The organism is Streptomyces neyagawaensis, assembly GCF_023516595.1.
Lineage (GTDB): Bacteria > Actinomycetota > Actinomycetes > Streptomycetales > Streptomycetaceae > Streptomyces > Streptomyces neyagawaensis.
The window spans coordinates 25,173-46,919 of sequence record NZ_JAMGBG010000011.1; the positions used below are offsets into that span (position 1 = coordinate 25,173).

The following is a 21,747-nucleotide window of genomic DNA, read 5'->3' on the forward strand; positions in this document are numbered from 1 at the left end:
AGAAGGGGCGCCCCGCACAACACGGGACGCCCCTTCGCACGCCGACCTCTACTTCTCGGGCCTACGTGCGGTCGCCCTTCGGCTTGCCCCGCTGGTCCGGGGTGCCGTGCGGCGGTGGGCTCATCGGTTGCGGCGAGGTCGCCGGGGACACGGGGGAGCCGGAGCGGCGACCGTGCTGCTCCGGCCGCAGCGCACCGGGGTCGCCCGACGTGGGCTCCGCACCCGAGCGCAGCTGGTCCAGGCGCGCCGTCAGCAGTTGGGTCACCGGAAGCCGGTCGGCGTGGTCACGCTCGTACGCCAGCAGCTCCTCCACCTCTTCGGCGGTGAGCGACCGTACGCGGCTCTCCAGGCCGCCGATCGGCAGATGGTCGTAGTCGGGCAGTGGCAGCGTCCGGTGGTCTGCCATCACTTTCACTCCTTCTCGTGCACTGTGGCGCTACACGCGCGTACCGCTCCGGTGACGCCGCGTGGTCCCGGGATGGGCCGGGGGCCGTCCGGGCAGCGGGCGGGCCCCTGCCGCAGCCGGGGCCCGCCGCTATGCGGGGTCAGTGGGCGCCGAGCCCACCGCTGCCGAAGGAACCGCTGCTGTTCTTGCTCCAGCGGGGCCGCTTCTTGTCGGGGTTGGGCCGGGTGCCTTGGTTCCCGTGCACCTCGTACGGCGTCAGCCGGTAGTCGCTCTTCGGGATCTCGTCCGGTTCACGGTTCGCCTGCTCCTCGCGCACGGGGCCGCCCTCGGGCAGCTTCGGCTGCTCCTCGGGGAGGGGGCGACGCGGCTCGCGCGCACGGACGCGCGCGCCCAGCCACAGGGCCCCGATCAGCACCGACACGACGACCACCCCGGCGATGAACGGGGCGGCGCCGCCCAGCACACTGCGCTCTGCTGCGAAATTAGCCCATTCCGTGTTCATATGGGATGAATACCCCCAAAGGGTCGGGTGAACCTGGTCGGCTCACATGGGAGGCGGTCGGGACCGACCGTTCCTCGCCCCCGTGCCGGGGTGTGCACGGGTGCCCGGTCGGACGCCGGGGGAAACGGAACTCGGCGAACCGGCCTCGGCGAACCCGGCCCGGCGGCGCCCGCGTTTGACCGACAGCGCTCCGGCTACCCGCCTCGGGTGACCTCGACGACGACATCCCAGCAGCAGGAACTCAAGCAGCAGGAACTCATCCGATTCCTCGAGGACCGCTTCGCGTGTGCGCAGGCGTGCACCGAATGTGCGCGTGCGTGTGCCCTGCGGGCGAGCCTCGCCGATCCGGGCGGCCCCGAGGAGCAGGAGCACATGCGGCGCAAGGGCATCATGTGCGCGGAGGTGTGCGACGCCACCTGCCGGGCGCTGTCCGAGCAGACCAACCTCGACGAAGCGGCCGTCCGCGTCCAGGTCGAGTGGTGCCGGACGGTCAGCCTGGAGTGCGCCCGCGTCTTCGACGAGCACCCCGGCGCCGAGGAGAGCGCCCGCGCCTGCCGCGCCTGCGCCCGCGCCTGCACGGACTTCCTCGTCACCCTCGGCTGAACCGCGCGGCCCCTTCGGGCGCGGGAGTCGAGCGGCGTCCAAGAGCGATCGGCCGGACCGCCACGTTCCCGTGTTCCCGTGTGTTCCCAATTACTGGAACACGTTCTAGCGTGTGCGCCGTCAGGTCGGCCTTGGGGAGCCTGGAGGCGCCGTGCACCTCGAATACACGCCCGAGCAGCAGCGGTTGCGCACCGAACTGCGCGCCTACTTCGCCGAGTTGGTCCCGGCAGGCGCCTACACCCGGCACTCCGAGCCGGCGGCGCAGAAGCGCTTCTACCGGCAGACCATCCGCCGCCTCGGCACGGACGGCTGGCTCGGCGTCGGCTGGCCCAAGGAGTACGGCGGACGCGGCCTGACCGCCATCGAGCAGTTCATCTTCTTCGACGAGGCGGCCCAGGCCGGTGTCCCACTGCCGCTGATGGCCCTCAACACCGTCGGCCCGACGATCATGCAGTACGGCACCGAGGAGCAGAAGTCGTACTTCCTGCCACGCGTCCTCTCCGGCGAGATCGACTTCGCGATCGGCTACAGCGAGCCCGACGCCGGTACGGACCTCGCCTCGCTGAAGACCCGCGCGGTGCGCGACGGCGACGAGTACGTCGTCAACGGCCAGAAGATCTGGACGACCAACGGCGACACGGCGGACTGGGTGTGGCTCGCGACCCGCACCGACCCGGACGCACCACCGCACAAGGGCATCACCATGCTCCTCGTCCCGACCACCGACCCCGGCTACTCCTGCACCCTGATCAACACCCTCGCCTCGCACGACACCACCGCCAGCTACTACGAGAACATCCGCGTCCCCGTCTCCCGCCGCGTGGGTGAGGAGAACAAGGGCTGGCGGCTGATCACCAACCAGCTCAACCACGAACGCGTCACCCTCGCCGCCCACGGCACCATGGCGATCCGCTCCCTGCACAACGTCCAGCGCTGGGCCATGGAGACCAAGCTCGCCGACGGCCGCCGCGTCATCGACCTGCCCTGGGTGCGCCGCCGCCTCGCTCAGACCCACACCCGGCTCGACGCGCTCAAGCTCCTCAACTGGCGCATGGTCAGCGCCGTCCAGGACGGCACGCTCACCCCGCAGGAGGCGTCCGCCGTCAAGGTCTACGGCTCCGAGGCCCGCCGCGACGCCTACGCCTGGCTCATGGAGATCGTCGCCGCCGGCGGCGCCCTCAAGGAGGGCTCGGCGGGCGCCGTCCTGCACGGCGAACTCGAACGCGGCTACCGCTCAGCGGTCATCTTCACCTTCGGCGGCGGCAACAACGAGATCCAGCGCGAGATCATCGCCTGGATCGGCCTGGGCATGCCCAGGGTGCGGCGGTAGCCCGGTGTGACCACCGACGCTAGTTGTCACATAGCGAGGATGGTTGGCACCCAGAACCAACGGGATCGCGATGGCGGCGAAGTTGTGACATGACAGCTGGCACCTTGCCACGAGAAGTGAAAGTTGCCCTTTACTCGGACCCCGTCGCGAGGTCGGCCCGCTTCAGGAGCGAGTGGTTGCCGCCTTCCGAGCCGCGAGTTCTCCCGCCGGCGCCGCGTCCGAGGTTGCCCGTGGGCCTACACCAGCGGCAGCTGGCGCTCTGGCGTGGATCTTGTAGGTGCCGTTCGCGAGGTCGAGGGCGGTGGATGACGGTTCCGAGATCGTCGTCGCTCTCGTGCAAGCTTGCGGATGCGAGGAGGAAATGGGTCACGGCCTCGCCGACGGCGAGCGTGTTCAAGGGCATCACGCTGGGTGCCGGTACACCGGGGACGTACCAGGTTTGCTCGCGTTCGGCCTCGGGGTGCATCTCGATGGCGAGTTCGGTCGGGTCGATGAGGCCGTTGCACCACATGCAGCCGACCCCGGACCGCCGAGGCCGACGATGGCCACGCGTAGCCGGGCCAGTGTCTCTTGCCCGCGATCGCCCAGAAGCCGTGCCTGCCGGTCCCCGAGAGCACGTCGTTCTCGCAGACGACGTGCGCGTCGAGGGCGTTGCGATACCAGTCGCGAAGTTCTTCGCGCGCGTCGTCTGTAGCACCGCGTGAGCCAGGCGCTTGCTACTCATGGCGGGTTGTTCTCTGATCGAGCTGTACGGGCTTGAGTTGAACGGGGGGCTAATCGACCAGGTCCAGTGCGGCCCCGACGATGCTTTCGGTGTCAAGGTGGTGGTACCGGTAGACCTCGTCCAAGGAGCCGGACTGCCCGAAGCGGGTGACGCCGAGTGCTGTGGTCGGGACCTGGTTGATCGTGGCGAGGAAGGCCAGCGTGTGGGGGTGACCGTCCAGGATCGTGACCAGGGGTGTCGCCCTGTCGGCGGGAAACACCTCGTCAAGGATCCAGTGGTCGGCCGGGTCCTGGCCCTGGCGGGCACGCACGGCGCGGTAGAGGAGGTCGGGGCTGGTGACGCAGATGACGTCAGCCCGGATGCCGCTCCGCTCAAGGCGGTCGGCGGCTGCGAGGGCTTCCGGTACGAGGGCGCCCATGACGGCGAGGGTCACCGCCGGGTCGTCTGTGCGCCGCAGCGCGTAGGCCCCGGCCACGACCTGCCGTCGGCGGTGTTCCCGGGCGGCAGGATCGACCGGGACGGCGGCGAGGCCCTGATCAATCGGGCGGGTGGACAGTCGAAGGTAGGCCGATGTGCCATCCGGCTTCCCCAGGCGTCCGAGACTGGCCAGCAGGGTCCATTCGGTGTCGATGACGAAGGCCGGTTCGTAGGTGACGCAGCCGGGCTGTTCGATGCCGATGGAGGGAGTCTTGATCGATTGGTGGGCGCCGCCTTCCGGGGCGAGGGTCACCCCGGAAGGGGTGCCGACCAGAATGGACTGTCCCCCGGCGTAGATGCCGTACGACCACGGCTCCAGGGCGCGTTCGACGAACGGGTCGTAGAGCACGCCGATCGGCAGCAGGGGCTGGCCCCACCGGCTCCAGGCCGTGCCGAGCTCACTGATGAGGCCGACCAGGTTGACCTCGGCGATGCCCAACTCGATGTGCTGTCCGCCGGGCTGTTCCCGCCAGTGCAGGATCGTTTCGCGGTCGTCGGCGAACCAGTCGGTCCGCTCGGTGGCCGACCAGACACCGACCTTGTTGACCCACCCACCGAGATTCGTCGATGAACTGACGTCGGGGCTCACCGTCACTATGCGCCGCGCGACCTCGGGCGCCTGGCGGGTGAGGTCGAGCAGAGTCCGACCGAGCGCGGCCTGGGTGGTGGCCTTTGTGGACGTGGAGGTGCGGCCGAGGTCGAGCGGCAGAGTCTGCGGCGGGGCCGGGGAGACTTCCTCCCGTCGCAGGCGGTGGGAGGTCTTGAGGCAGAGTTCCGCCGCAAGGCTGCCCGCGGGTGGCAGGCGCCACGGGTCGTCCACATCAGCCCCGACCCGGTCCTCCAGCTGACCGATCTGGTCCCCGGTGAGCAGCGCGGAGTGGTTCTGAGGGTGGCCCTGCATGGGCAGGCCGTAGCCTTTGACGGTGTAGGCGAGGATCACGGTGGGCCGTGTGTCGTCGATCGCGCCGAATGCCGCGTCGAGCCCGTCAAGATCATGGCCGCCGAGGTTGGCCAGGGCCCTGACCAAGCTCTCGTCGTCCAGTCCGGCGATCAGCTTGGTGATGCCGGCCGCATCGGGGCCGATGCCGGGCAGCCGACGACGTACCTCGTCGGCGTCGCAGCGCAACAGGCGCTGGAATTCCGGGTTGCTCATCTCGTCGATACGTCGGCGAAGGGCGTCTCCGCCCGGCTGACGGAAGAGTTGTTCGAGGACTTTTCCGTATTTCAGCTCCATCACCTGCCAGCCGGCAGCGCTGAAGAGCCCACGGAGTCGGTCTGCGGCCAGGTGCGGGACGACCCTGTCCAGCGACTGGCGGTTGAGGTCGACGATCCACACGATCTCGCCCAGGTCGGAGACGGCAGGGTCCCGCACGGCCTCCCACACCGCTCCCTCGTCGAGTTCGGCGTCGCCGACCAGCGAGTACTGCCGGCCGGTGCCGGCTCCGCCGAAGGCACACTCCACATAGCGGCGGGTCACCGCGCCCCATATCGGCGCGGTCGCGCCGATGCCCACGGAGCCGGTGGAGTAGTCCACCGGGTCAGGGTCCTTCGCGCGGCTCGGGTAGCTCTGCAGCCCGCCGAACTCGCGCAGCCGAGAGAGGTAGGACCCGTCGAGGCTGCCCAGCAGGTAGTTGATCGCGTGCAGGACGGGCGAGGCGTGCGGCTTGACCGAAACCCGGTCGCCGGCGCGCAGATGCCTGAACCACAAGACGGTCATCAGCGACACCATCGAGGCCGACGACGCCTGGTGTCCGCCCACCTTCAGGCCCGAAGCGTTGGGGCGGACCCGATTGGCATGGTCGACCATCGCGGTCGACAACCACAGAACCCGGTTCTCGACCTCGCGGAGTACGGTGAGGTCCTCGCAGGCTGTGGTTCGGTCGAGTGGGGGGCTTGCCATGGTTGCTGTCCTCTACTTCGGTGTAAAACACGAACCGTGAGAGTGCGCTTCCGCACTCAAATCAGCAGGGTGAGGAGCCATCGGGAAGGCTGCCTGGTTCGAGCCGGTCTGGGAGTCGTGAGCGTGAGCGATGCGCGAGGACCCACCGCTCTGACCAAGAGTGCGCCCGCATCCTTGCGAGAGGTCTTTCAGCGTGTGACGGCGGCCGCCGGTAAACGTGTCACTGTTCGGCGCCTTCGGATTCGGCGGTACGCCAGGCCCAGGTCACGGCATAGCGGGACAGTGTCTCCTCGACTGACGCCGGATCGGCCGACTCCTGGACGATGACGGTCAGCCAGCCGTCGGCAGTGGTTACGTCGAGGACGGCTTCAGGCAGGTCGCCTGCCAGGACCCTCCGCAAGGCGTCCTCACGGAGCGTCGGCTTGAAGGGTTTACCGACGGCGGTGACCGGCAGTTCGCTGACGATGTGGACGTCTTTGGGGGCTGCGGCCGGCTCGGGAACTCCGGCGGCGGCCCAGGCACACAGGTCGGTCTCGTCCACCCCTGCGCCGGGGCGGACCGTCACATAGGCGATCGGGACCTCACCCGAGTGTGGATCGGGACGGCCGACGGCACTGGCGCCGGTCACGTCGGGATGGTCGAGGAGGGCGTCCTCGATGACGCTCGGGTCGATGTTGTGCCCGCCTCGGATGATCAGGTCCTTGGCTCGGCCGGTCAGGTAGACGTACCCGTCCGTGTCGACTCGTCCCAGGTCGCCGGTGTCCAACCAGCCGTCGATGACCTTGCCGGCCGGTTCGGTGACGGGGCGCCCGCCCGGTCCGGGCCGAAGGTAGCCGGGGAACACGGTGGGGCCGCTGATCATCAGCACGCCGTTCTGGCCGGCCGGGAGGTCCCTGCCGTCGGCGACGGCCTTGATCTGCTGGTACGGCAGGCGCTGGCCGACGGAACCGGCGCGGATGCTGCCGGGAAGACTGCGGGCGCTCGCGCAGGTGGCCTCGGTCAGACCGTAGCCCTCACACAGAGGAACACCAGTGTGCTGCTCGAACGCGTGCCGGACAGCCGATGGCAACGGTGAGGCTCCGACGGCGGCGAAGCGGAGGCTGGACAGATCAGCGTCCACCGGGATCTGGGAGAGGACCGAGTACACCGTGGGAACGCCGGACATGGTCGCCACCTGGTACTTCTCGATGAGTTTCCAGATGACGCCGTAAAGGTTCGGGTCGCGGTAGCCGAGTGGACCCGTCCACAGGGTTCGCTGCCCCCGGAACAGCGGGGCCAGACCGGTGACCAGCAAGGCGTTCACGTGGAAGAGCGGCAGTCCGGCCAGAAGGGTGGCGCCCTCGTCGAGAGGAGAGGTGGCGGCGAGGCTCCAGGCCATCGTGACCTCGTTGCCGTGCGTGTGGGCGGCGAGCTTGGGTGCCCCGGTGGTGCCGCCGGTGTGGAAGTAGGAAGCCAGGTCGTCAGGTCCGGGCCGGTCAGGCGCGTCAAGGTGGTCGGAGGTCGCATGGAGTGCGAGATCCTCCAGATATGCCGTGCGTACGGCGCTCTCTGTGAGCGGTGGTCGGTCGCGCCGGCACCGTCAGGGCGCAGTGCCAGGACAGCGGCCAGGTCCAGTTCCTCGCCCAGCGATACGGCCAGTGCCCAGATCTCGGGGCTGAGCTCCGGCCCGGCGGCAACCAGTACTCGTGCGCCACCGAGCTGCAGCAGGTGCGTGACCGAAACCCGCGACAGCGTCGGGTTGATCGGCTGGGCGACGCCGACCGCCTGCGCCGCGAGGATCGCGGCCAGCAACGTGCCGGTATTGGTCGAGAGCAGCCCCACCGCGTCGCCACGGCCGATGCCGAGCCCGGTGAACACGTTCGCGAGCGCGGTGACCTCAGCGGAGAGATCCGCGAACGTCCACGTTGTCGGAGTGAGCCAACTGGCCGCGTCCGGTAGCAGAACGGCAGCGTCAGAGTCCGGCCACCGCGCCGCGGCGCGCTCGACCAGCTCATAGGTGCTGGTCGGCAGCCCACGATCCGCCAGCGGAACAGCCTCGATCGCCGTCAGGTCCGTGCTCTGCGGCCAGAGCAGGTCCGTGGCCTGGGCGGCCGCACGGTCTTCCACGTGACTGGCCGCCTGGACGGTTGCAACGACCGAGTGGGCAGGCAGGTCGGGACGGTCCGGACCTGTGGTGTCTCCAGCCCGTCCGGCGGTGGCATCGGTGCTCACGAATTCTTCTCTCAGGTCAGACGATGGCTGCGATGTGCTCGGTGACACCCAGGAGTGCCTTGCCGTAGGTCTCCAGGGAGACCTGGGGCAGGATGAACGCGTGGCGGGCCGCCACATTGGAGTCGCGCCAGATCCTCTGCAGGGCGTTGACCTCGGCGAAGCTGCCGGCACCGTTGGCGTCCAAGAGGATGTTGAGCGCCTTGTTGACGCTCCGCAGCGCGATCGCTGCGTCGCCGCGGATGCGGGCCCGGGCAGTCAGGTCGGGAAACTCGCCGCGGACGGCATACCGCTGGACGTCGTCAGCGGCACGATAGGCGTGCAGGTGCGCAGTGTCGATCGTGAGGGCTGCCTCGGCGACGAGCAATTGGAAGGCCACCGAGTCGGCCTGCCGAGTGAAGGTCGTGTACGCCAGAGCCTTGCTCGGTGCCGTCGCCAGGACCAGGTCCAGAGCGGCGCGGGCCATGCCCAGCTGGGGGCCGACGAGAACCATGACGAGCATCGGTGCGACTGCTGAGCGGTAGCTCGGAGACTCGGGATGGTCAGCGACGTTGGCACCCGTAGCCCCGGCGACCACAGACAGCACCCTGTGCTCGGGAACGAATACGTCCGCGGCGACGATCGTGTTGCTGCCCGACGCGCGCATGCCCGCGACGTGCCACGTGTCCTCGACCCGGTAGTCCGCACGCGGAATCATCACCATCGCCTGGTCGACCGTCTCGCCGTTCTCGTCCTGCACCAGCACTCCGCAAGCGGCCCAGCTCGAATGCAGGCTCGCGGACGCATAAGCCCACGTGCCGCTCACTCGATAGCCGCCGTCGACCTTGTGGGCGGTGCCCGATGGAGTCACGACGCCCGACAGGATGGTGTCCGGCCCGTCGGCGAACACCTCATCGATGGCCGGACCGGGGAAGAGACTCGCGGCCCAGGCATTGACATTGGACAGGGTGACGACCCATGAGGTCCCGCCGTCAGCCTCGGCAACCGCCGCCGACACATCGAGCAGACCGCGCAAGCTGGACTCCAGGCCGCCATGGCGACGCGGTACCGCGATCCGGAACGCTCCGGCCTGCTGGAGCGCGGCGATGCTCTCTGGCGCCACCCTCCGGTCCTGCTCGCCCTGGGTGGCGTTCCTCCGTAGCAGAGGTGCAAGCTCGCGGATGCGCGCAACCACGTCGTCCCCAGCTGCCTGATTCTGCACGGTTTCCGACGAACTGCTTCGCAACGAGGTCAATTGGGTCTCCACAGGGTTTTGGATCACGCGGTCAGTCGGTGGTACGCGGAAGCGTGGAACACCAGCGGTCGTTCGTCCGGCCGGGCGTGCAGCGCCTCAATACGCAGCAGGACGATCGTGTGGTCCCCGGCGCGCATCAAGTCGTGGATCGAGCAGTCGAACCAGGCGGTGGCCCCAGGAAGCAGGACTGCACCCTGAGGCGTCACGGTGATATCAACCCCGGCCAGCCGTTGCTCCGAGCGACTGGCCAGCAGCTGACACAGCTCGATCTGACCACCCCCCAGGACGCTGATGCCCAGCCGCTGCACCGCAAGCAACCGGGCCCAGGACCGGGAACCATCCATCACGCAGACCGACAGCAACGGAGGATCGAGTGAGACGGACGTGAGCGAACTGGCGAGCATCGCGACCGGTTCGTCACCCACCATCCCGCACACCGCCGCGACGCCGCTCGGGAAGCATCCGAACGCTCGCCGCAGCTGGGCCTGATCACCCACCGGTGACAGTGAGGAAGGTGTCAATGGGCGACCCCCAGCACTGCGGTGGCAACGGCCAGCAGCCCACACACCACTGCCGGTGCGCTCGCAGGCGCCGGATCGTGAACCCGGACGTGCGCCACGACTGCTCCGGACATCAGCAATGCGACCCCGACCGCGGCAGCTACGCCGATCGGCGCCCACCACAGGCCACCGATCAAGCCGGCCACGGCGGCGGCCTCAAGGATGCCGATGCGCCGGAAGGCCTCTTCGGAGTAACCCAGATGTGCGGCGTTCTTCGCCATCGAAGGATGGCCGCCCAGCTTCAAAGCGCCGGTCAACGCGACCAGGGTCCCAGTTATGAGCGAGACAACCGCGTACGCGATAGCCATCCTTCTCCGCCTCTCTGCGGTACACGCGGTGTGTTGACCTGCCGCTACGTAGTTCGATTTCGCCGAGCGCCTCGGTGAGCCGTGAGCACCAGCGGATGACGTTGATCGTTTCGCTGGGGGGTGCCGGCGCGGTGATCTCCGTGGCCGGTCGGGGTGACGCGTGGTGCCGGATTTCGAGTGAACGGGCGTTGTTGAGGGGGGCCGTGGGGTGCATCAGGGGCTGCTCGCGGCGTTCGAGCACCGTGCTGGGAATGCCGTGCAGGGCCGGCAGCAGTGCGAGGGCGCTTCCCGTCGGGCCCGCGCCCGCGATCACGACCGGTGCGGTGCGCATGGCCTAGAGGGTCTTCCAGGTGATCGCCCGCCTATTGGCCCGTGGCGTGGTGCCGGGCGGGGTGCCCGCGCCGGGCCGGAGCAGCTCGGCCGGGTCGTCGCCGCGGCGCAGCCGCTCGAGCATGTACTCCGGGTCGAACTCGGTGCCGATCGGGTTGGCGGCGAATTCCTCGCCGGCGAAGAAGGCGGCAGTGGCCTCGGTGGTGGGGTAGTTGTCCACCTGGAACTCCAGGCGGATGCCGTCGGGGTCTTCGTAGTACAGCGAGGTGGTCGGCCCGTGGTTGATGGACCAGACCGGGTGGATGCCCGCCTGCTTGAGGCGCTCGTAGGTGGTGATCAGGCGTTCGAGCGAGGTGAACTGGACGGCGAGGTGGTCGATCCCGTAGACCTTTCGCCGCAGCCGTGCCAGCGGGAAGAGGTATCGCAGGACAGACGGCACCGGGATCAGCGCCAGCCGGTGATGCTCGTGGTCCCAGCTGAGGAAGGTGGCCTGCCGGCCCTGGTGAACCACGCGGGCGCCGAAGACCACGCGGTACCACGCGATCATCTCGTCGCGGCGGGCGGTCTTGACGACCCAGTGCGCGACGAAGGCCGGCGCGGTGTCGTTCCCGGGCTTGTGGGCGCCGACTTCTTTGGCGGCTTCCATGAGCGGTCCTTTCAGGATGCGGTGATGCTGGTGTGCTGGCGCCCGAGGTCGATGGAGCCGTCGGGGCTGCGAATGCTCGCGGTCACGAGGTCACCGGGCTGGAGGTAGGGCTTGCGGAGGTTGGAGCGGATGAACATCCGCCAGAGCTTGTCCTCGGGCAGCAGGGCCGTGGCCAGGCGGCGGACCAGCGCCGGCGGGGTGGTCGCGGCACAGCCGTGGGGGGTGCCGGTGAGCAGCAGGTCTCCGGGACCGAGGTCGCAGAACGTGGTCAGCTCGGTGAGAGTCTCCGCGGGCCGGTACAGCAGGTTGCGGGTGCTGTCGTGCTGGCGGAGCTCGCCGTTGACCTCCAGGCGCAGCTCCAGGTCGTCCAGGAGCGGGAACTCGCCCGGCTCCGGGACCGCGAGATAGGGCCCGACCGGGCAGAACCCGCGGTAGCTCTTGCCCTTGAGGTACTGGCCCTGCGGGAGCTGGACGTCGCGGGCGGAGAGGTCGTTGGCGATGGTGATGCCGAAGACGTACTCGTGGAGGTTCTCGGCGGTGACGGTCTCCGGCTGGTTGACCTGCTTGCGCAGCACCAGGGCGAGCTCGATCTCGTGGTCGAGCAGCCGCACGTGGGCCGGCCGGGTGACGGGCGTGTCGGGACCGGTGACTGCGGCGTCCGTCTTGTCGAAGAACAGGTTGAAGGGCCGCGCGTCGGGATCCATCCCGGACTCGATCGCGTGCTGCCGGTAATTGGCGCCCTGACACAGGACGCGGCAGGGCGTGGTCACCGGGGACAGCAGCTCCACCGACCCGGTCGGCAGTTGGGCAGGTCGCTCAACGGCCGACCGCCAGTCGTCGGCGCCGTCACGGATGAGATCCGCGGTCGAGGCGTAGCTGCCGGCCAGCGGCGACAGGCCACCGTCGACGACGGTCGCCCACCGGATCTCGTCATCGAGGCGGTAGCGGGCGAGGTGGATCACCATGCGCGTTCCCTCGCGGGGCGGCGGCGGACCAGCGAGGTCGGCGCCGGTGCGAGCGATCGCGGCCAGTAGCCGAAGTACATGCCGACAGTTCAGCGAACACAGCCGTCGCGGCGCTTGGTCCGCGGTGCAAACCGGCCCCCGCCGATTGGACCGAAGTCCAAAGGGGCCGTCAGCGCCGTCAGCGCGAGGTGGCCTGCTCGCTCAACACGAGGTCGCCGAACTCCTCCGCGAGCGCCAGCGCGACCTGAAGTTGCATCCGCCGGACCTCGATCTCACCGCCCCGCAACTGCTCGGCCCGCTGGATGCGGTACGCAACCGTGTTACGCGCGACGTGCAGCAGCTCAGCCGTCGTGTTCAGGCTCCGTTCCGTGTCCAGATAGCTCTTGAGGGTGGTGCGCAGGGTGGTGACAGGTTCCCCGGATCCGGCGAGTCCACCCAGCTCACGGCGCACGAACCGGCGCGCCTCATCGAGATGCGTGCTGAGCATGGCGATCAGGTCGAGCTCGGCGTAGTCGAACAGCCACCGGTCGGTGCGGGACAGCATCCCGACCCGGACGGCATCGAGGGCCTGACCGTGGCTGGACGCGAACCCCTCGACGCCGGACTCGGGCAGCCCGGCCGCCACCCGGATCCCGGACAGGGGCGTGCCCGTCGATGCCGGCGGCCCTACCCAGGCACCACGGACACTGGACCCCCACGCCCACACCCGTTGCCGGCCGACGGGCAGGATCAAGGTGCCCGTCGCTCCGCCCGCCCGCAGCAACTGCTCGGCGACCCCTGCCAACCGGCCGGGATCGGCCTGTTCGAGGTCGTCGGCCCACACCACCAATGCGGTGTGCCGACGGGTGAGGTCGTAGCCCAGGACGCGGTGCGCATGATCGGCAGCGACCGGCTTTCCGTCGAGGACCTCCTGCACCAGCTCCATGCGCACGGCGGCCGAACTGGTCACCCAGGCGGCGTGCGCCCGGGAGAACTCGCGAGTCATCGCGGCGGACAGCTGGTTGACGATCGCGAACAGCACTTCCGAGATATGCCCCACCGCCGCGAACCGGTCGGAGGCAGGCAGGTGTCGTTCGGCCTCGGCCAGGAGCTCCCTGACGGCGTAGGCATGACCGAGCTGGACGCTTTGCAACACGTGCTCGATACCGACTCCCCGGCCCACAGCCTCCGCAGCGCCCGTGAGTGCTTCCGCCGGAGGCTCCGGCGCGACCTCGGTGTTCTCGGCCAGCGCAGCGACGATGCTCAACGCGACGGCCTCACATCCCTTCCTCAGCTCCTGCGCGAGGCCGTCCACGCCAAGCTGCGGGATCTGCGTGGTCATGTGATCAGCCATGCCCTGGGCAAGTTCGACGGCCCAGGCCACCGGACCCGTGCCGACCCGGTCGACAAGCCGGTCGACCTGGGCCGAGGGCAGCACCGACCGGGACAACACATTCCGGCCGCGCGGCGCGAGCTCACGAATCCATCCGCCCATGTTGTCCACTGGACCTCGCCAACTCTGTCCGCGACCGAAGCGCAGCGACCAGTCCGTGCCGCCGAGCGCACCCTTGGTCAGCAAGTACAACAGACACCGAACATGAAGAGCTCCGGGATCGGTGGAGGTGGTATGCCCTGGGCCTAATGGAGTCGGGTCGCTGGAGACTTGACCGTTCCAGCAGCCTCCGGAGGTCGTCATGCCCCGCAGCTGTCCGCCTGAGTTCCGCCGCCGCGTCCTCGTCTGGTGGCCTCCGGCCGCAAGGTCGCCGAGGTGGCGACGCTCCTTGGTATCAGCCAGCAGACCATCTACGTCTGGCGCCGCCAGCACCTCATCGACACCGGACAGATGCCTGGTGTTCCCACTCACGAGCAGGCCGAACTCGCTGAGGCCCGCAAACGGATCGCGGAGCTGGAGGCCGAGCTCGCCGTCCACCACGGCGCTGGAACTGCTCATGCGACGGGCCGGTCTGCACGGCTTGCCCGGCAACCGCACCCGTCGGCCCAAGCCCGCAACACCGTCGGTCGCTGATCTGGTCAACCGCGACTTCACCCGACACGCCCGCGACCAGTCGTGGATCACACTTCCGGGCCAGCATCGCCCGCCGCCACCGGACACCAGACGCAAACTCCGTCCCATGCCCCCGTGTACCGTCACCTCGGAGAGAGCGCCTGGGATCTGGTCGCGGCAGTCCTACCGCGCGCAGAGCGCCTTCACCTCGGCCGCTGCTGAGACCGCCGCGTCCGCGTCCCGCCGCGTCCGCGTGCGTCCTGCTGCCGCGGAGTCCAAGGGCGAAGAGAGCGGCGGCTGCCGGCACGATCGTCGTTTCCACGGCAACAAGCGCGTGGAAGCCCGTCAGCAGGTCCGAGGACGTGGTGGCGAGGACGCCCAGCAGCGGGGATGCCGATGGTGATGCCGACCTGCCGGGCGGAGGTGACCAGGCCGGTCGCCGGCCCCGCTCCGCGTCTGCCACACCGGACGTGACCGTCAGACCGTAGGAAACGATCACGCCGAGGTGGCACACGCACGCCAGGGAGCTGGCAACCGTGGCGAGCCACACCGACCAGACGTTGCTGTTCAGGCCCAACAGCGCCCCGGTCAAGCGCCGCACGCCCTGCCCGACGAGCGAGCCGACGAGCGTGCGGCGGGCGCCGAAGCGGCCGATGACCTCGGGGGCGTAGGCCCCGGCGACGGCCGACAGCACGCCTGCCACGCCGCAGACCAGCCCGGTCCGGAAGGCGGAGAGGCCCAGGGTCTCCTCGAAGTACAGGGTCAGCATGAACATCAGCGTCGACATCATGGAGAAGGTGACCAGACCGCCCACGTTGCCCCACGCCACGGTGCGGCGGCGCAGCATCGGCAGGGAGACCAGCGGTGCCTCGTGCGGGATTCGACGAGCGCGAACGCGGTGAGCAGCGCCAGGCCCGCGGCCAAGGTGGCGATGACGTCGACGTGGCCGAAACCGCGGTCCGCGGCCGTCGACAGGGCGTAGATCACCGACAGCAGACCGCCGGTGACGGTGACCGCGCCGGGCACGTCCAGGCGCGGGCGCTCAGGAGTGCGGGACTCCGGGAGCAGACCGGGGACCAGGGGCAGGACGATCAGCGCGAAGAGGGCGAGCATGCCCATGGTGGAGCGCCGGCCCAGCACATCGGTCAGGACACCGCCGGCCACCATGCCCACGGTGAAGCCGAGCGAGAGCAAACGTGCCTGAGATACCGAGAGCGCGGTCGCGGGCCGGTCCCTCCGCGAACGTCGTGGTGAGCAGGGACATCCCGGTCGGCACGATGGCCGCCGCGCCAACCCCTTGCAACGCCCGCCCCACCAGGAACGACGCCGGGTCCCAGGCGAAGGCCGCAAGGAGTGAGGCCGCCCAGAACAGGGCGAGTCCGGTCAGGAACAGCTGTCGGCGGCCGTACAGGTCGCCGATGCGGCCGAACAGGAGCAGGAAGCCGCCGGACGGCAGCGCGAACGCGGTGACCGCCCATGGCAACGCCGACTGACTCATGCCGAGGTCCCGAGGACGGGCTGCGCCACCGCCGTGGCGCAGCACGTCCAGGTCGTCGATGCCGTTCGCCCCGGCCAGCATCCCGCCCACGATCGACAGCGCTCTTGCGTCGGCGCCGTACCGGCGCCGTTCTTCGCGCCGGTCAGCTTCCGCCCCCCGTCGCCGAAAGACATAGATCAAGCCACACATCCGGCGAAAACTACCCCGCCGTAACCATAGGCAGCAGCGATCGCTGTCATGAGGACCACCGAGTTCCGAGACGTTCATCGCGCTGTTTCACTCGGGTCACCGCTGGGTTTCCGGCCACGAACGACTGAGTTGATCAGGAGCGTACATGGTGAGAAACAGAGGGCTGGGCGTCCTCGCCGCCTTCGCCGTGATGGTGATGGCGCTGCTGAGCGCCTGTTCCACCACCCCCACCCCGACCGCCGCGAGTGCGTCGAGCGGATCGAAGAACGACGAGGCGACGAAGGCGCTGGCCGCCGCGTACAAGGGGGTGACCGGGACACCGCCCACCGTCCCCACCAAGCCCCGGGCCGGTGTGAGCCTGTGGGTCGTGTCCTGCGGGCAGCAGGTGCCGTCGTGTTCGACGCCCGTCGCCGGCGTGCAGAAGGCGGCCAAGGCCGTCGGCTGGAAGGTGAAGATGTGTGACGGGCAGCTCAACCCGACCGGATGGGGCAACTGCATCCGGCAGGCCGCGAGCGCGAAGGCGGACGTCGTCATTCCCGTGGGCATCGACTGCGTTGCGGTCCAGGCGCCGATGCAGGAAGCGGTCAAGGCCGGCACGAAGATCATCGGTGGTGGAGGCTCGGACTGCGACGCCGCCGGCGGCAAGAAGCTCATGGCGAGCGAGCGGCTCGAACTGCCCGACACGACGATCGAGCAGTACTGGAAGCTGAACGGAAAGCTCCAGGCCGACTGGCTGATCGGCAAGACCGGCGCCAAGGCCCAGGTCCTCCTGCTGAACTTCACCGACCCGATCTGGGGCCCCTGGATCACCGCGGGCTTCGAGGCGGAGCTCAAGACCTGCGCCGACTGCAAGATCGTGCAGAAGCTCGACCTGTCCAACAACGATGTGGTGACCAACACGATGGCGCAGAAGTTCTCCAGCGCCCTGCTGAAGAACCCGTCGGTGAACGCGGTCTCCATCCCGGTCGGCGGATGGATGCAGGCCGGCCTCTCCCAGGCCGTCCAGTCCTCCGGGCGGGCCGCCAAGCTGAACGTCTCCAGCGGTTTCGGTGACGCGTCGACGATGGACCTCATCCGTGACAGCGGTTTCGCCTTCGGCGCGATGGGCTACGCCTCGCAGTGGGGCTCCTACGGCTCCGTCGACACCGCCATCCGCATCCTGAACGGAGAGAAGCCGCAGGTCCAGGGTGACGGCTTCCAGATGGTCGACAAGGACAAGAACCTGCCCGCCTCCGGGGACTACCAGGGCGGTGTCGACTACAAGTCGCAGTACCGCAAGCTCTGGGGCCTGAGCTGAAGGCCGCTGACATCATGACGAACACCCACTCCGAGGAAGTCGCGGTCCGTCTGACGGGGATCCGCAAGTCCTTCGGGCCCACCAAGGCGCTGGACGATGCCGAGCTCGTGCTGCGGCGCGGCACCGTCCACGCCCTGCTGGGCGGCAACGGCTCCGGCAAGTCCACCGCCCTCAAGATCCTCGCCGGGGTCCACGAGGCCGACGCGGGCGTCATCCAGGTCGGGCGGGAGCAGTGGCCCGCCCGCACCTGGAGTGCGGCGGCCGGGAGCGGCGCGGGGCTGCGCTTCGTCCACCAGGACCTCGGTCTCTTCGACGCGCTGTCCGTCGCGGAGAACTTCGCGCTCGACGCCGGATACCCCACCACCGCCGTGCGGTCCGTCCGCTGGAAGGAGTTGGAGCGCCGCGTGGTCTCCCTCCTCGACCGCTTCGAGATCGCGGCTGACCCGCGGCAGCCCGTGGGCAGCCTCCGGCCGGCGCAGCGGACCATGGTGGCCATCGCGCGTGCCCTCCAGGACGACGATTCGACGCGGGCCGTGCTCGTCCTCGACGAACCGACGGCGACACTTCCCGCGCACGAGTCGGAGGTCCTGCTCGGCGCGATCCGGCGCCGGGCGGAGCTGGGTCAGACGGTGCTCCTGGTGAGCCACCGGATGCAGGAGGTGCTCTCGGTCGCGCAGGACTTCACCGTCTTCCGCGACGGCCGTACCGTCGCCACCCTGAGCGGGGAGAACCCCACCGAGGACCGGCTCGTCGCCCTGATGACCGGCCGCGAACTGGAACGCGCCCCGCAGGAGCCCGCAGCCACCACGGCCGCTCCTCCCGCGGCCGGGTCGGTATCCCTCCAGGTGGAGAACCTGGTCTCGGGCCCGCTGCGGGGAGTCACGCTCGCTGTCCGGCAGGGGGAGATCGTGGGCGTTACCGGGCTGGTCGGGAGCGGGCGGTCGTCGCTGCTCAAGACCGTCTTCGGAGCGCATCGACCCGAATCGGGGACGATCACACTGAGCGGCCGCTCCCAGTCCGGCGCGGAGGACGTCAAGGCCCGCATGGCCCAGGGAGTGGCGTACGTCGCCGAGGACCGCGTCGCGGAGTCGTCCCTCATGGAGCTGACCGTCCGCGAGAACATCTCGGTCTCCCGGCTGCGCCGCTTCTGGCGGCCGCGTGGCATGAACGCGGCCGAGGAACGCCGCTCGGCGGCGGACCTGGTGCGCCGCCACCGGGTGAAGACCACCGGCGTGGACGGTGTCTTCTCCTCCCTGTCCGGCGGCAACCAGCAGAAGGCGGTGCTGGCCCGGTGGCTGTGCCGCGACCCGAGCCTCCTGCTGCTCGACGAGCCGACCCAGGGTGTCGACGTCATGTCACGCCGGGACATCTACGACACCATCCGGCAGTCCGTCTCGGCGGGCTGCGCGGTCCTGGTCGCCTCCAGCGACTTCGCGGAGCTGTGCGCGCTGTGCGACCGGGTGCTCGTTCTCCAGGACGGCGTGGTCACGGCCGAGCTCTCCGGCACCCGGCTCACCCCCGACCATCTGACCGCCGCCACCCAGTCCTCGGTGCTCACCACAGGAGACCAGCCATGAGCCAGCAAGTAGCGGAAGAGGCCCCCGTGACCAGCCCCCTTGACGTCCGTACGGTCCGGGTGCGCTCGCTCGTGGAGAGCAACGCGCTGCTGGCGCTGCTGGTTCTGGTCGCCGTGTTCTTCTCGGTCCTGCCGGCCAGTCGGGACGTGTTCCTGTCCGTCGACAACCTGTCGGTGCTGCTGAGCACCCAGGCGACCGTGGCCCTGATAGCGCTGGCCTTGATCCTCCCGCTGGTCAGCGGCTACTTCGACTTCTCCGTGGGAGCCAACGCCGCGGTGTCGACGGTGCTCAGCGCCGGCCTCATGTCCCGCCTGGACCTGCCGCTGTCCGTCGCGTGTGTCGTGTGCGTGGCCGTCGGCGCGCTGATCGGCCTGGTGAACGGCGCGCTGGTGACCCGTTTCCGGATGAACGCCTTCGTCACGACGCTCGGCATGGCCACCTTCCTCGGCGGACTCATCCAGTGGTACACGGGCGGCCAGACCATCCTGAAGGGCATCTCGCCGGACCTGATCCAGTTCGGGGCGACCTCGCTGGCGGGGATTCCGCTGGTCGCCTACATCGTGGTGGTGGTCGCCGCGGTGCTGTGGTACCTGCTGGCGCAGACTCCCTACGGCCGGGCGCTGTACGCCATCGGCGTGAACCCGCGCGCCGCCAGGCTGGTCGGCATCCGGTCCGAACGGTATGTCGCGGTCTCGTTCGTGATGGCGGGCACGATCGCCTCGGCGGCGGGCATCCTGCAACTCGCCCGGACCGGCAGCGCGACCGCCGACTCGGGCACCAGCCTGCTCTTCCCGGCCCTCGCGGCCGCCTTCCTAGGCTCGACCGCCGTACGGCCCGGGTTCTTCAACGTGGTCGGCACGGTCATCGGCGTCCTGTTCGTCTCCGTCGCGGTCAGCGGACTGACCCTGGCCGGAGCCGAGGCCTGGGTGAGCCCCGTCTTCAACGGCGCCGCGCTCCTGACCGCCGTCGGCTTCTCGACCTGTCTCGGCCGGCACCGCGGCCAGGCCACCTGATCAGCTGTCGCTCTCGAGCTCGACCGCGACGTCGTAGAGCATCTCCCTCAGCCAGCGACCCGCCGGATCGCTCGATCGCCGTGGATGCCAGTGTGCCGCCTCGGTGATCGGCACCGGCGGCAGCGGCGTTTCCACGATCGCCAGGCCGAGGGTGTCGAGGCAGCGCCGCGCCAGGCGCAGCGGCACGAACGCGCACAGCTCGGTGCCGGCGATCGCGTAGGGCAGGGTGAGCAGGCTCTTGACGGTGATCTGGATGTTCCGGTCGGCCAGCCCGTACGTCTCGGCCACCACCTCCAGTGGGCGCTTGGCGTCACCGGCTCCGGGGAACTCGGCCGTCGCGTGCGGCATCCGCCGCAGGTCGTCGAGCGTCAGCCGCCCATCCGCGGTCCACGGGTTGTCCCGCGCGACCAGGCACACCAGATTGTCGGTGAAGATGGGCTGGCGGCTGCCCGGCAGGTCGAAGCCGAGCGGGCCGACGACCAGGTCCCGGTGGGTGAGGCGGCTGTTGAAGGCCGACGGGTCGGAGGGCAGGGCGTCGAAAGCGATGGAGCATCCGGGGGCGTGCTCACGCAGGAACCGGGTGATCGGTTCGGCCAGCACCGTCATCGCGTACTCCGAGACGCTGACGGTAAACTGCTTGGTGCTGCGGGCGGGGTCGAACGCCCGGGACTCGCCGAGCAGAGCCTCCGCCGACTCGACCGCCTCGGCCACCACCGGCAGGAGCCGTTCGGCCAGCTCGGTGAGATGGAATTCCCTGCCCTGGCGCACCAGCAGCGGGTCGTCGAAGTGGGCACGCAGCCGGCCGAGAGCACCGCTCATCGCGGGCTGGCTCACCGACATCCGGGTTCCCGCGTGGGTCAGATTACGTTCTTCGAGCAGCGCGTGGAGAGCGAGCAGGAGGTTGATGTCGACATGAGGTCTGGCCTTGTGCATGATCGCCTCCGGTTTTCGTCATTGTAGGAGCCCTGCAGGCCCCCTGCAGGGGTCCTGCGGAACCCTCCGTGCAACCGCGCAGGCCGGACCGGTGGAAGGAGTCGAGCGATGACGCTCGGAGGAGTCGACCTCAACCTGCTCACGGCTTTGAGGGTGCTCCTGGAGGAGGGCAACGTGACCCGTGCGGGCCAGCGCCTGGAGCTGAGCCAGTCCGCGATGAGCGGTGCGCTGGCGAAGCTGCGCCGTAGGTTCGACGACGAGCTGCTGACGCGCAACGGCCGGGACTACGAGCTGACCCCGTTCGGCGCCGAATTGCTGCCCGAGGTCCAGGAGACACTGCGGCTGATCAACACGGCGCTCGGGGTCGAGGAGGAGTTCGACCCCGCCACCAGCAAGCGGGTGTTCCGGTTCATGATGAGTGACTACGCGATCGCGATGGCGCACGACCACCTTCTGACGCGGGTCCGAGAGGCCGCACCGAACATCCGGCTACAGGTGGATCATCTGTATCTCGGTCCTGATCCGCGGGCGCTGGAACGGGTGCTGGTCGACTACGACGTCCTTGTCGGCCCACTCGGCTACGCGTTCGCCGGGAGATCACGGCCGCTGTGGCGGGACCATTTCGTCTGCCTGGTGGACCAGGGGAACCCCCGGCTGGCCGACGGCCGGCTGTCGATGACCGATGTGGCCGAACTGCCGCACGCCGTGGCGACCTTCGGCCCGGGCAACCTCACACCCGTCGACCGGGTGTTCGGCGAGATGGGTCTGGAGCGCCGGATCCGGGTTCGGGTGAGCGGCTGGCTGCCACTGCCCTTCGTGATCGAGGGCACCGACATGGTGGCCGTCGTGCCCGAGCGGCTCGCGCGTCTGCACGCCGGGCCGGCCGGGCCGCTCACGATGACCCCGCTGCCGTTCGACGACATCCTCCTGGCCGAGGGCTACTGGTTCGCGGCCACCCGGCTGTCCGACCCGGCCCACCGCTGGTTGTTCGAGCGGCTCGACGAGGTGGGCGGCACCCTGGCCGAGCCGGACCCGAGCATGCCGTGAGCCGTCGGTCGGACCG

General features: G+C 69.4%; 18 protein-coding genes and 3 pseudogenes. 7 read left to right on the top strand and 14 right to left on the bottom strand.

The features are described 5' to 3' along the window. Window positions 1-61: 61 nt before the first annotated feature. Entirely contained in the window at window positions 62-406 is a 345-nt protein-coding gene (locus M8J73_RS06560) for a DUF8129 domain-containing protein (RefSeq protein WP_249828345.1), read from the bottom strand. Between the two features lie 139 nt (window positions 407-545). After that, complete coding sequence (locus M8J73_RS06565; RefSeq protein WP_055512508.1) at window positions 546-908, bottom strand: DUF6479 family protein; 363 nt, start codon at window positions 906-908, stop codon at window positions 546-548. Between the two features lie 207 nt (window positions 909-1,115). On the opposite strand from M8J73_RS06565, the gene M8J73_RS06570 reads away from it, so the two are divergent. Both M8J73_RS06570 and M8J73_RS06575 read left to right on the top strand, forming a co-directional pair. Further along, the gene (locus M8J73_RS06570; protein WP_055539762.1) at window positions 1,116-1,511 is read left to right on the top strand and encodes a four-helix bundle copper-binding protein; all 396 of its coding nucleotides are present in this window, start codon (window positions 1,116-1,118) and stop codon (window positions 1,509-1,511) included. Window positions 1,512-1,662: 151 nt separating this feature from the next. Continuing rightward, on the top strand, window positions 1,663-2,841 hold the full coding sequence (locus M8J73_RS06575) for an acyl-CoA dehydrogenase family protein (protein WP_055539761.1): 1,179 nt from the start codon (window positions 1,663-1,665) through the stop codon (window positions 2,839-2,841). 773 nt (window positions 2,842-3,614) lie between these two features. Here M8J73_RS06575 and M8J73_RS06580 read toward each other — a convergent pair. The 10 genes and pseudogenes from M8J73_RS06580 to M8J73_RS06620 form a co-directional block, all read right to left on the bottom strand. Continuing rightward, window positions 3,615-5,942, bottom strand: a complete 2,328-nt coding sequence (locus M8J73_RS06580) for a thiamine pyrophosphate-binding protein (RefSeq protein WP_055539759.1) — start codon at window positions 5,940-5,942, stop codon at window positions 3,615-3,617. A gap of 220 nt (window positions 5,943-6,162) precedes the next feature. Next, window positions 6,163-7,467 (bottom strand): AMP-binding protein, encoded by a 1,305-nt coding sequence (locus tag M8J73_RS06585; RefSeq protein WP_308408338.1) that lies wholly within the window; start codon window positions 7,465-7,467, stop codon window positions 6,163-6,165. Window positions 7,468-7,652: 185 nt separating this feature from the next. Beyond that, a pseudogene (locus M8J73_RS06590) lies at window positions 7,653-8,270 on the bottom strand (AMP-binding protein); the annotation flags it as partial. Beyond that, on the bottom strand, window positions 8,170-9,396 hold the full coding sequence (locus tag M8J73_RS06595; protein ID WP_240501394.1) for an acyl-CoA dehydrogenase family protein: 1,227 nt from the start codon (window positions 9,394-9,396) through the stop codon (window positions 8,170-8,172). The pseudogene M8J73_RS06590 and the gene M8J73_RS06595, both read right to left, overlap by 101 nt. 11 nt (window positions 9,397-9,407) lie before the next feature. Then, entirely contained in the window at window positions 9,408-9,881 is a 474-nt protein-coding gene (locus tag M8J73_RS06600) for a flavin reductase family protein (RefSeq protein WP_206187890.1), read from the bottom strand. Window positions 9,882-9,901: 20 nt separating this feature from the next. Then, window positions 9,902-10,252 (bottom strand): DoxX family protein, encoded by a 351-nt coding sequence (locus M8J73_RS06605; RefSeq protein ID WP_055539756.1) that lies wholly within the window; start codon window positions 10,250-10,252, stop codon window positions 9,902-9,904. 76 nt (window positions 10,253-10,328) lie between these two features. Further along, window positions 10,329-10,583, bottom strand: a pseudogene (locus M8J73_RS45465) (FAD-dependent monooxygenase); the annotation flags it as partial. Window positions 10,584-10,586: 3 nt separating this feature from the next. Then, a complete protein-coding gene (locus M8J73_RS06610; protein ID WP_055539754.1) occupies window positions 10,587-11,228 on the bottom strand; it encodes a VOC family protein in 642 nt (213 codons plus the stop codon). Window positions 11,229-11,239: 11 nt separating this feature from the next. After that, the gene (locus tag M8J73_RS06615; RefSeq protein WP_055539753.1) at window positions 11,240-12,193 is read right to left on the bottom strand and encodes a fumarylacetoacetate hydrolase family protein; all 954 of its coding nucleotides are present in this window, start codon (window positions 12,191-12,193) and stop codon (window positions 11,240-11,242) included. Between the two features lie 178 nt (window positions 12,194-12,371). Further along, entirely contained in the window at window positions 12,372-13,757 is a 1,386-nt protein-coding gene (locus tag M8J73_RS06620) for a PucR family transcriptional regulator (RefSeq protein WP_206187888.1), read from the bottom strand. Between the two features lie 156 nt (window positions 13,758-13,913). On the opposite strand from M8J73_RS06620, the gene M8J73_RS06625 reads away from it, so the two are divergent. Next, on the top strand, window positions 13,914-14,198 hold the full coding sequence (locus M8J73_RS06625) for a transposase (protein WP_079054945.1): 285 nt from the start codon (window positions 13,914-13,916) through the stop codon (window positions 14,196-14,198). A gap of 235 nt (window positions 14,199-14,433) precedes the next feature. On the opposite strand, the pseudogene M8J73_RS06630 reads toward M8J73_RS06625, so the two are convergent. Next, a pseudogene (locus M8J73_RS06630) lies at window positions 14,434-15,684 on the bottom strand (MFS transporter); the annotation flags it as partial. A 325-nt stretch (window positions 15,685-16,009) separates the two neighbouring features. On the opposite strand from M8J73_RS06630, the gene M8J73_RS06635 reads away from it, so the two are divergent. The 3 genes from M8J73_RS06635 to M8J73_RS06645 are packed head-to-tail and all read left to right on the top strand — an operon-like array spanning window position 16,010 to window position 19,751. Further along, window positions 16,010-17,161, top strand: coding sequence for a sugar ABC transporter substrate-binding protein (locus M8J73_RS06635; protein WP_055539752.1), 1,152 nt, complete (start codon window positions 16,010-16,012; stop codon window positions 17,159-17,161). Between the two features lie 14 nt (window positions 17,162-17,175). Next, the gene (locus M8J73_RS06640) at window positions 17,176-18,738 is read left to right on the top strand and encodes a sugar ABC transporter ATP-binding protein (RefSeq protein ID WP_063799233.1); all 1,563 of its coding nucleotides are present in this window, start codon (window positions 17,176-17,178) and stop codon (window positions 18,736-18,738) included. Continuing rightward, window positions 18,735-19,751, top strand: a complete 1,017-nt coding sequence (locus M8J73_RS06645; protein WP_079054944.1) for an ABC transporter permease — start codon at window positions 18,735-18,737, stop codon at window positions 19,749-19,751. Before M8J73_RS06640 ends, M8J73_RS06645 begins: the two co-directional genes overlap by 4 nt. Here the strand turns inward: M8J73_RS06645 and M8J73_RS06650 are convergent, their stop codons facing one another. Next, window positions 19,752-20,684 carry a LysR family transcriptional regulator gene (locus tag M8J73_RS06650; RefSeq protein WP_055539750.1) on the bottom strand — a complete coding sequence of 311 codons (933 nt, stop codon included), beginning with the start codon at window positions 20,682-20,684 and terminating at the stop codon, window positions 19,752-19,754. It lies immediately after the preceding gene. A 108-nt stretch (window positions 20,685-20,792) separates the two neighbouring features. Between M8J73_RS06650 and M8J73_RS06655 the strand changes: the two genes are divergently transcribed. Next, entirely contained in the window at window positions 20,793-21,731 is a 939-nt protein-coding gene (locus tag M8J73_RS06655) for a LysR family transcriptional regulator (RefSeq protein ID WP_055539749.1), read from the top strand. Window positions 21,732-21,747: the final 16 nt, after the last annotated feature.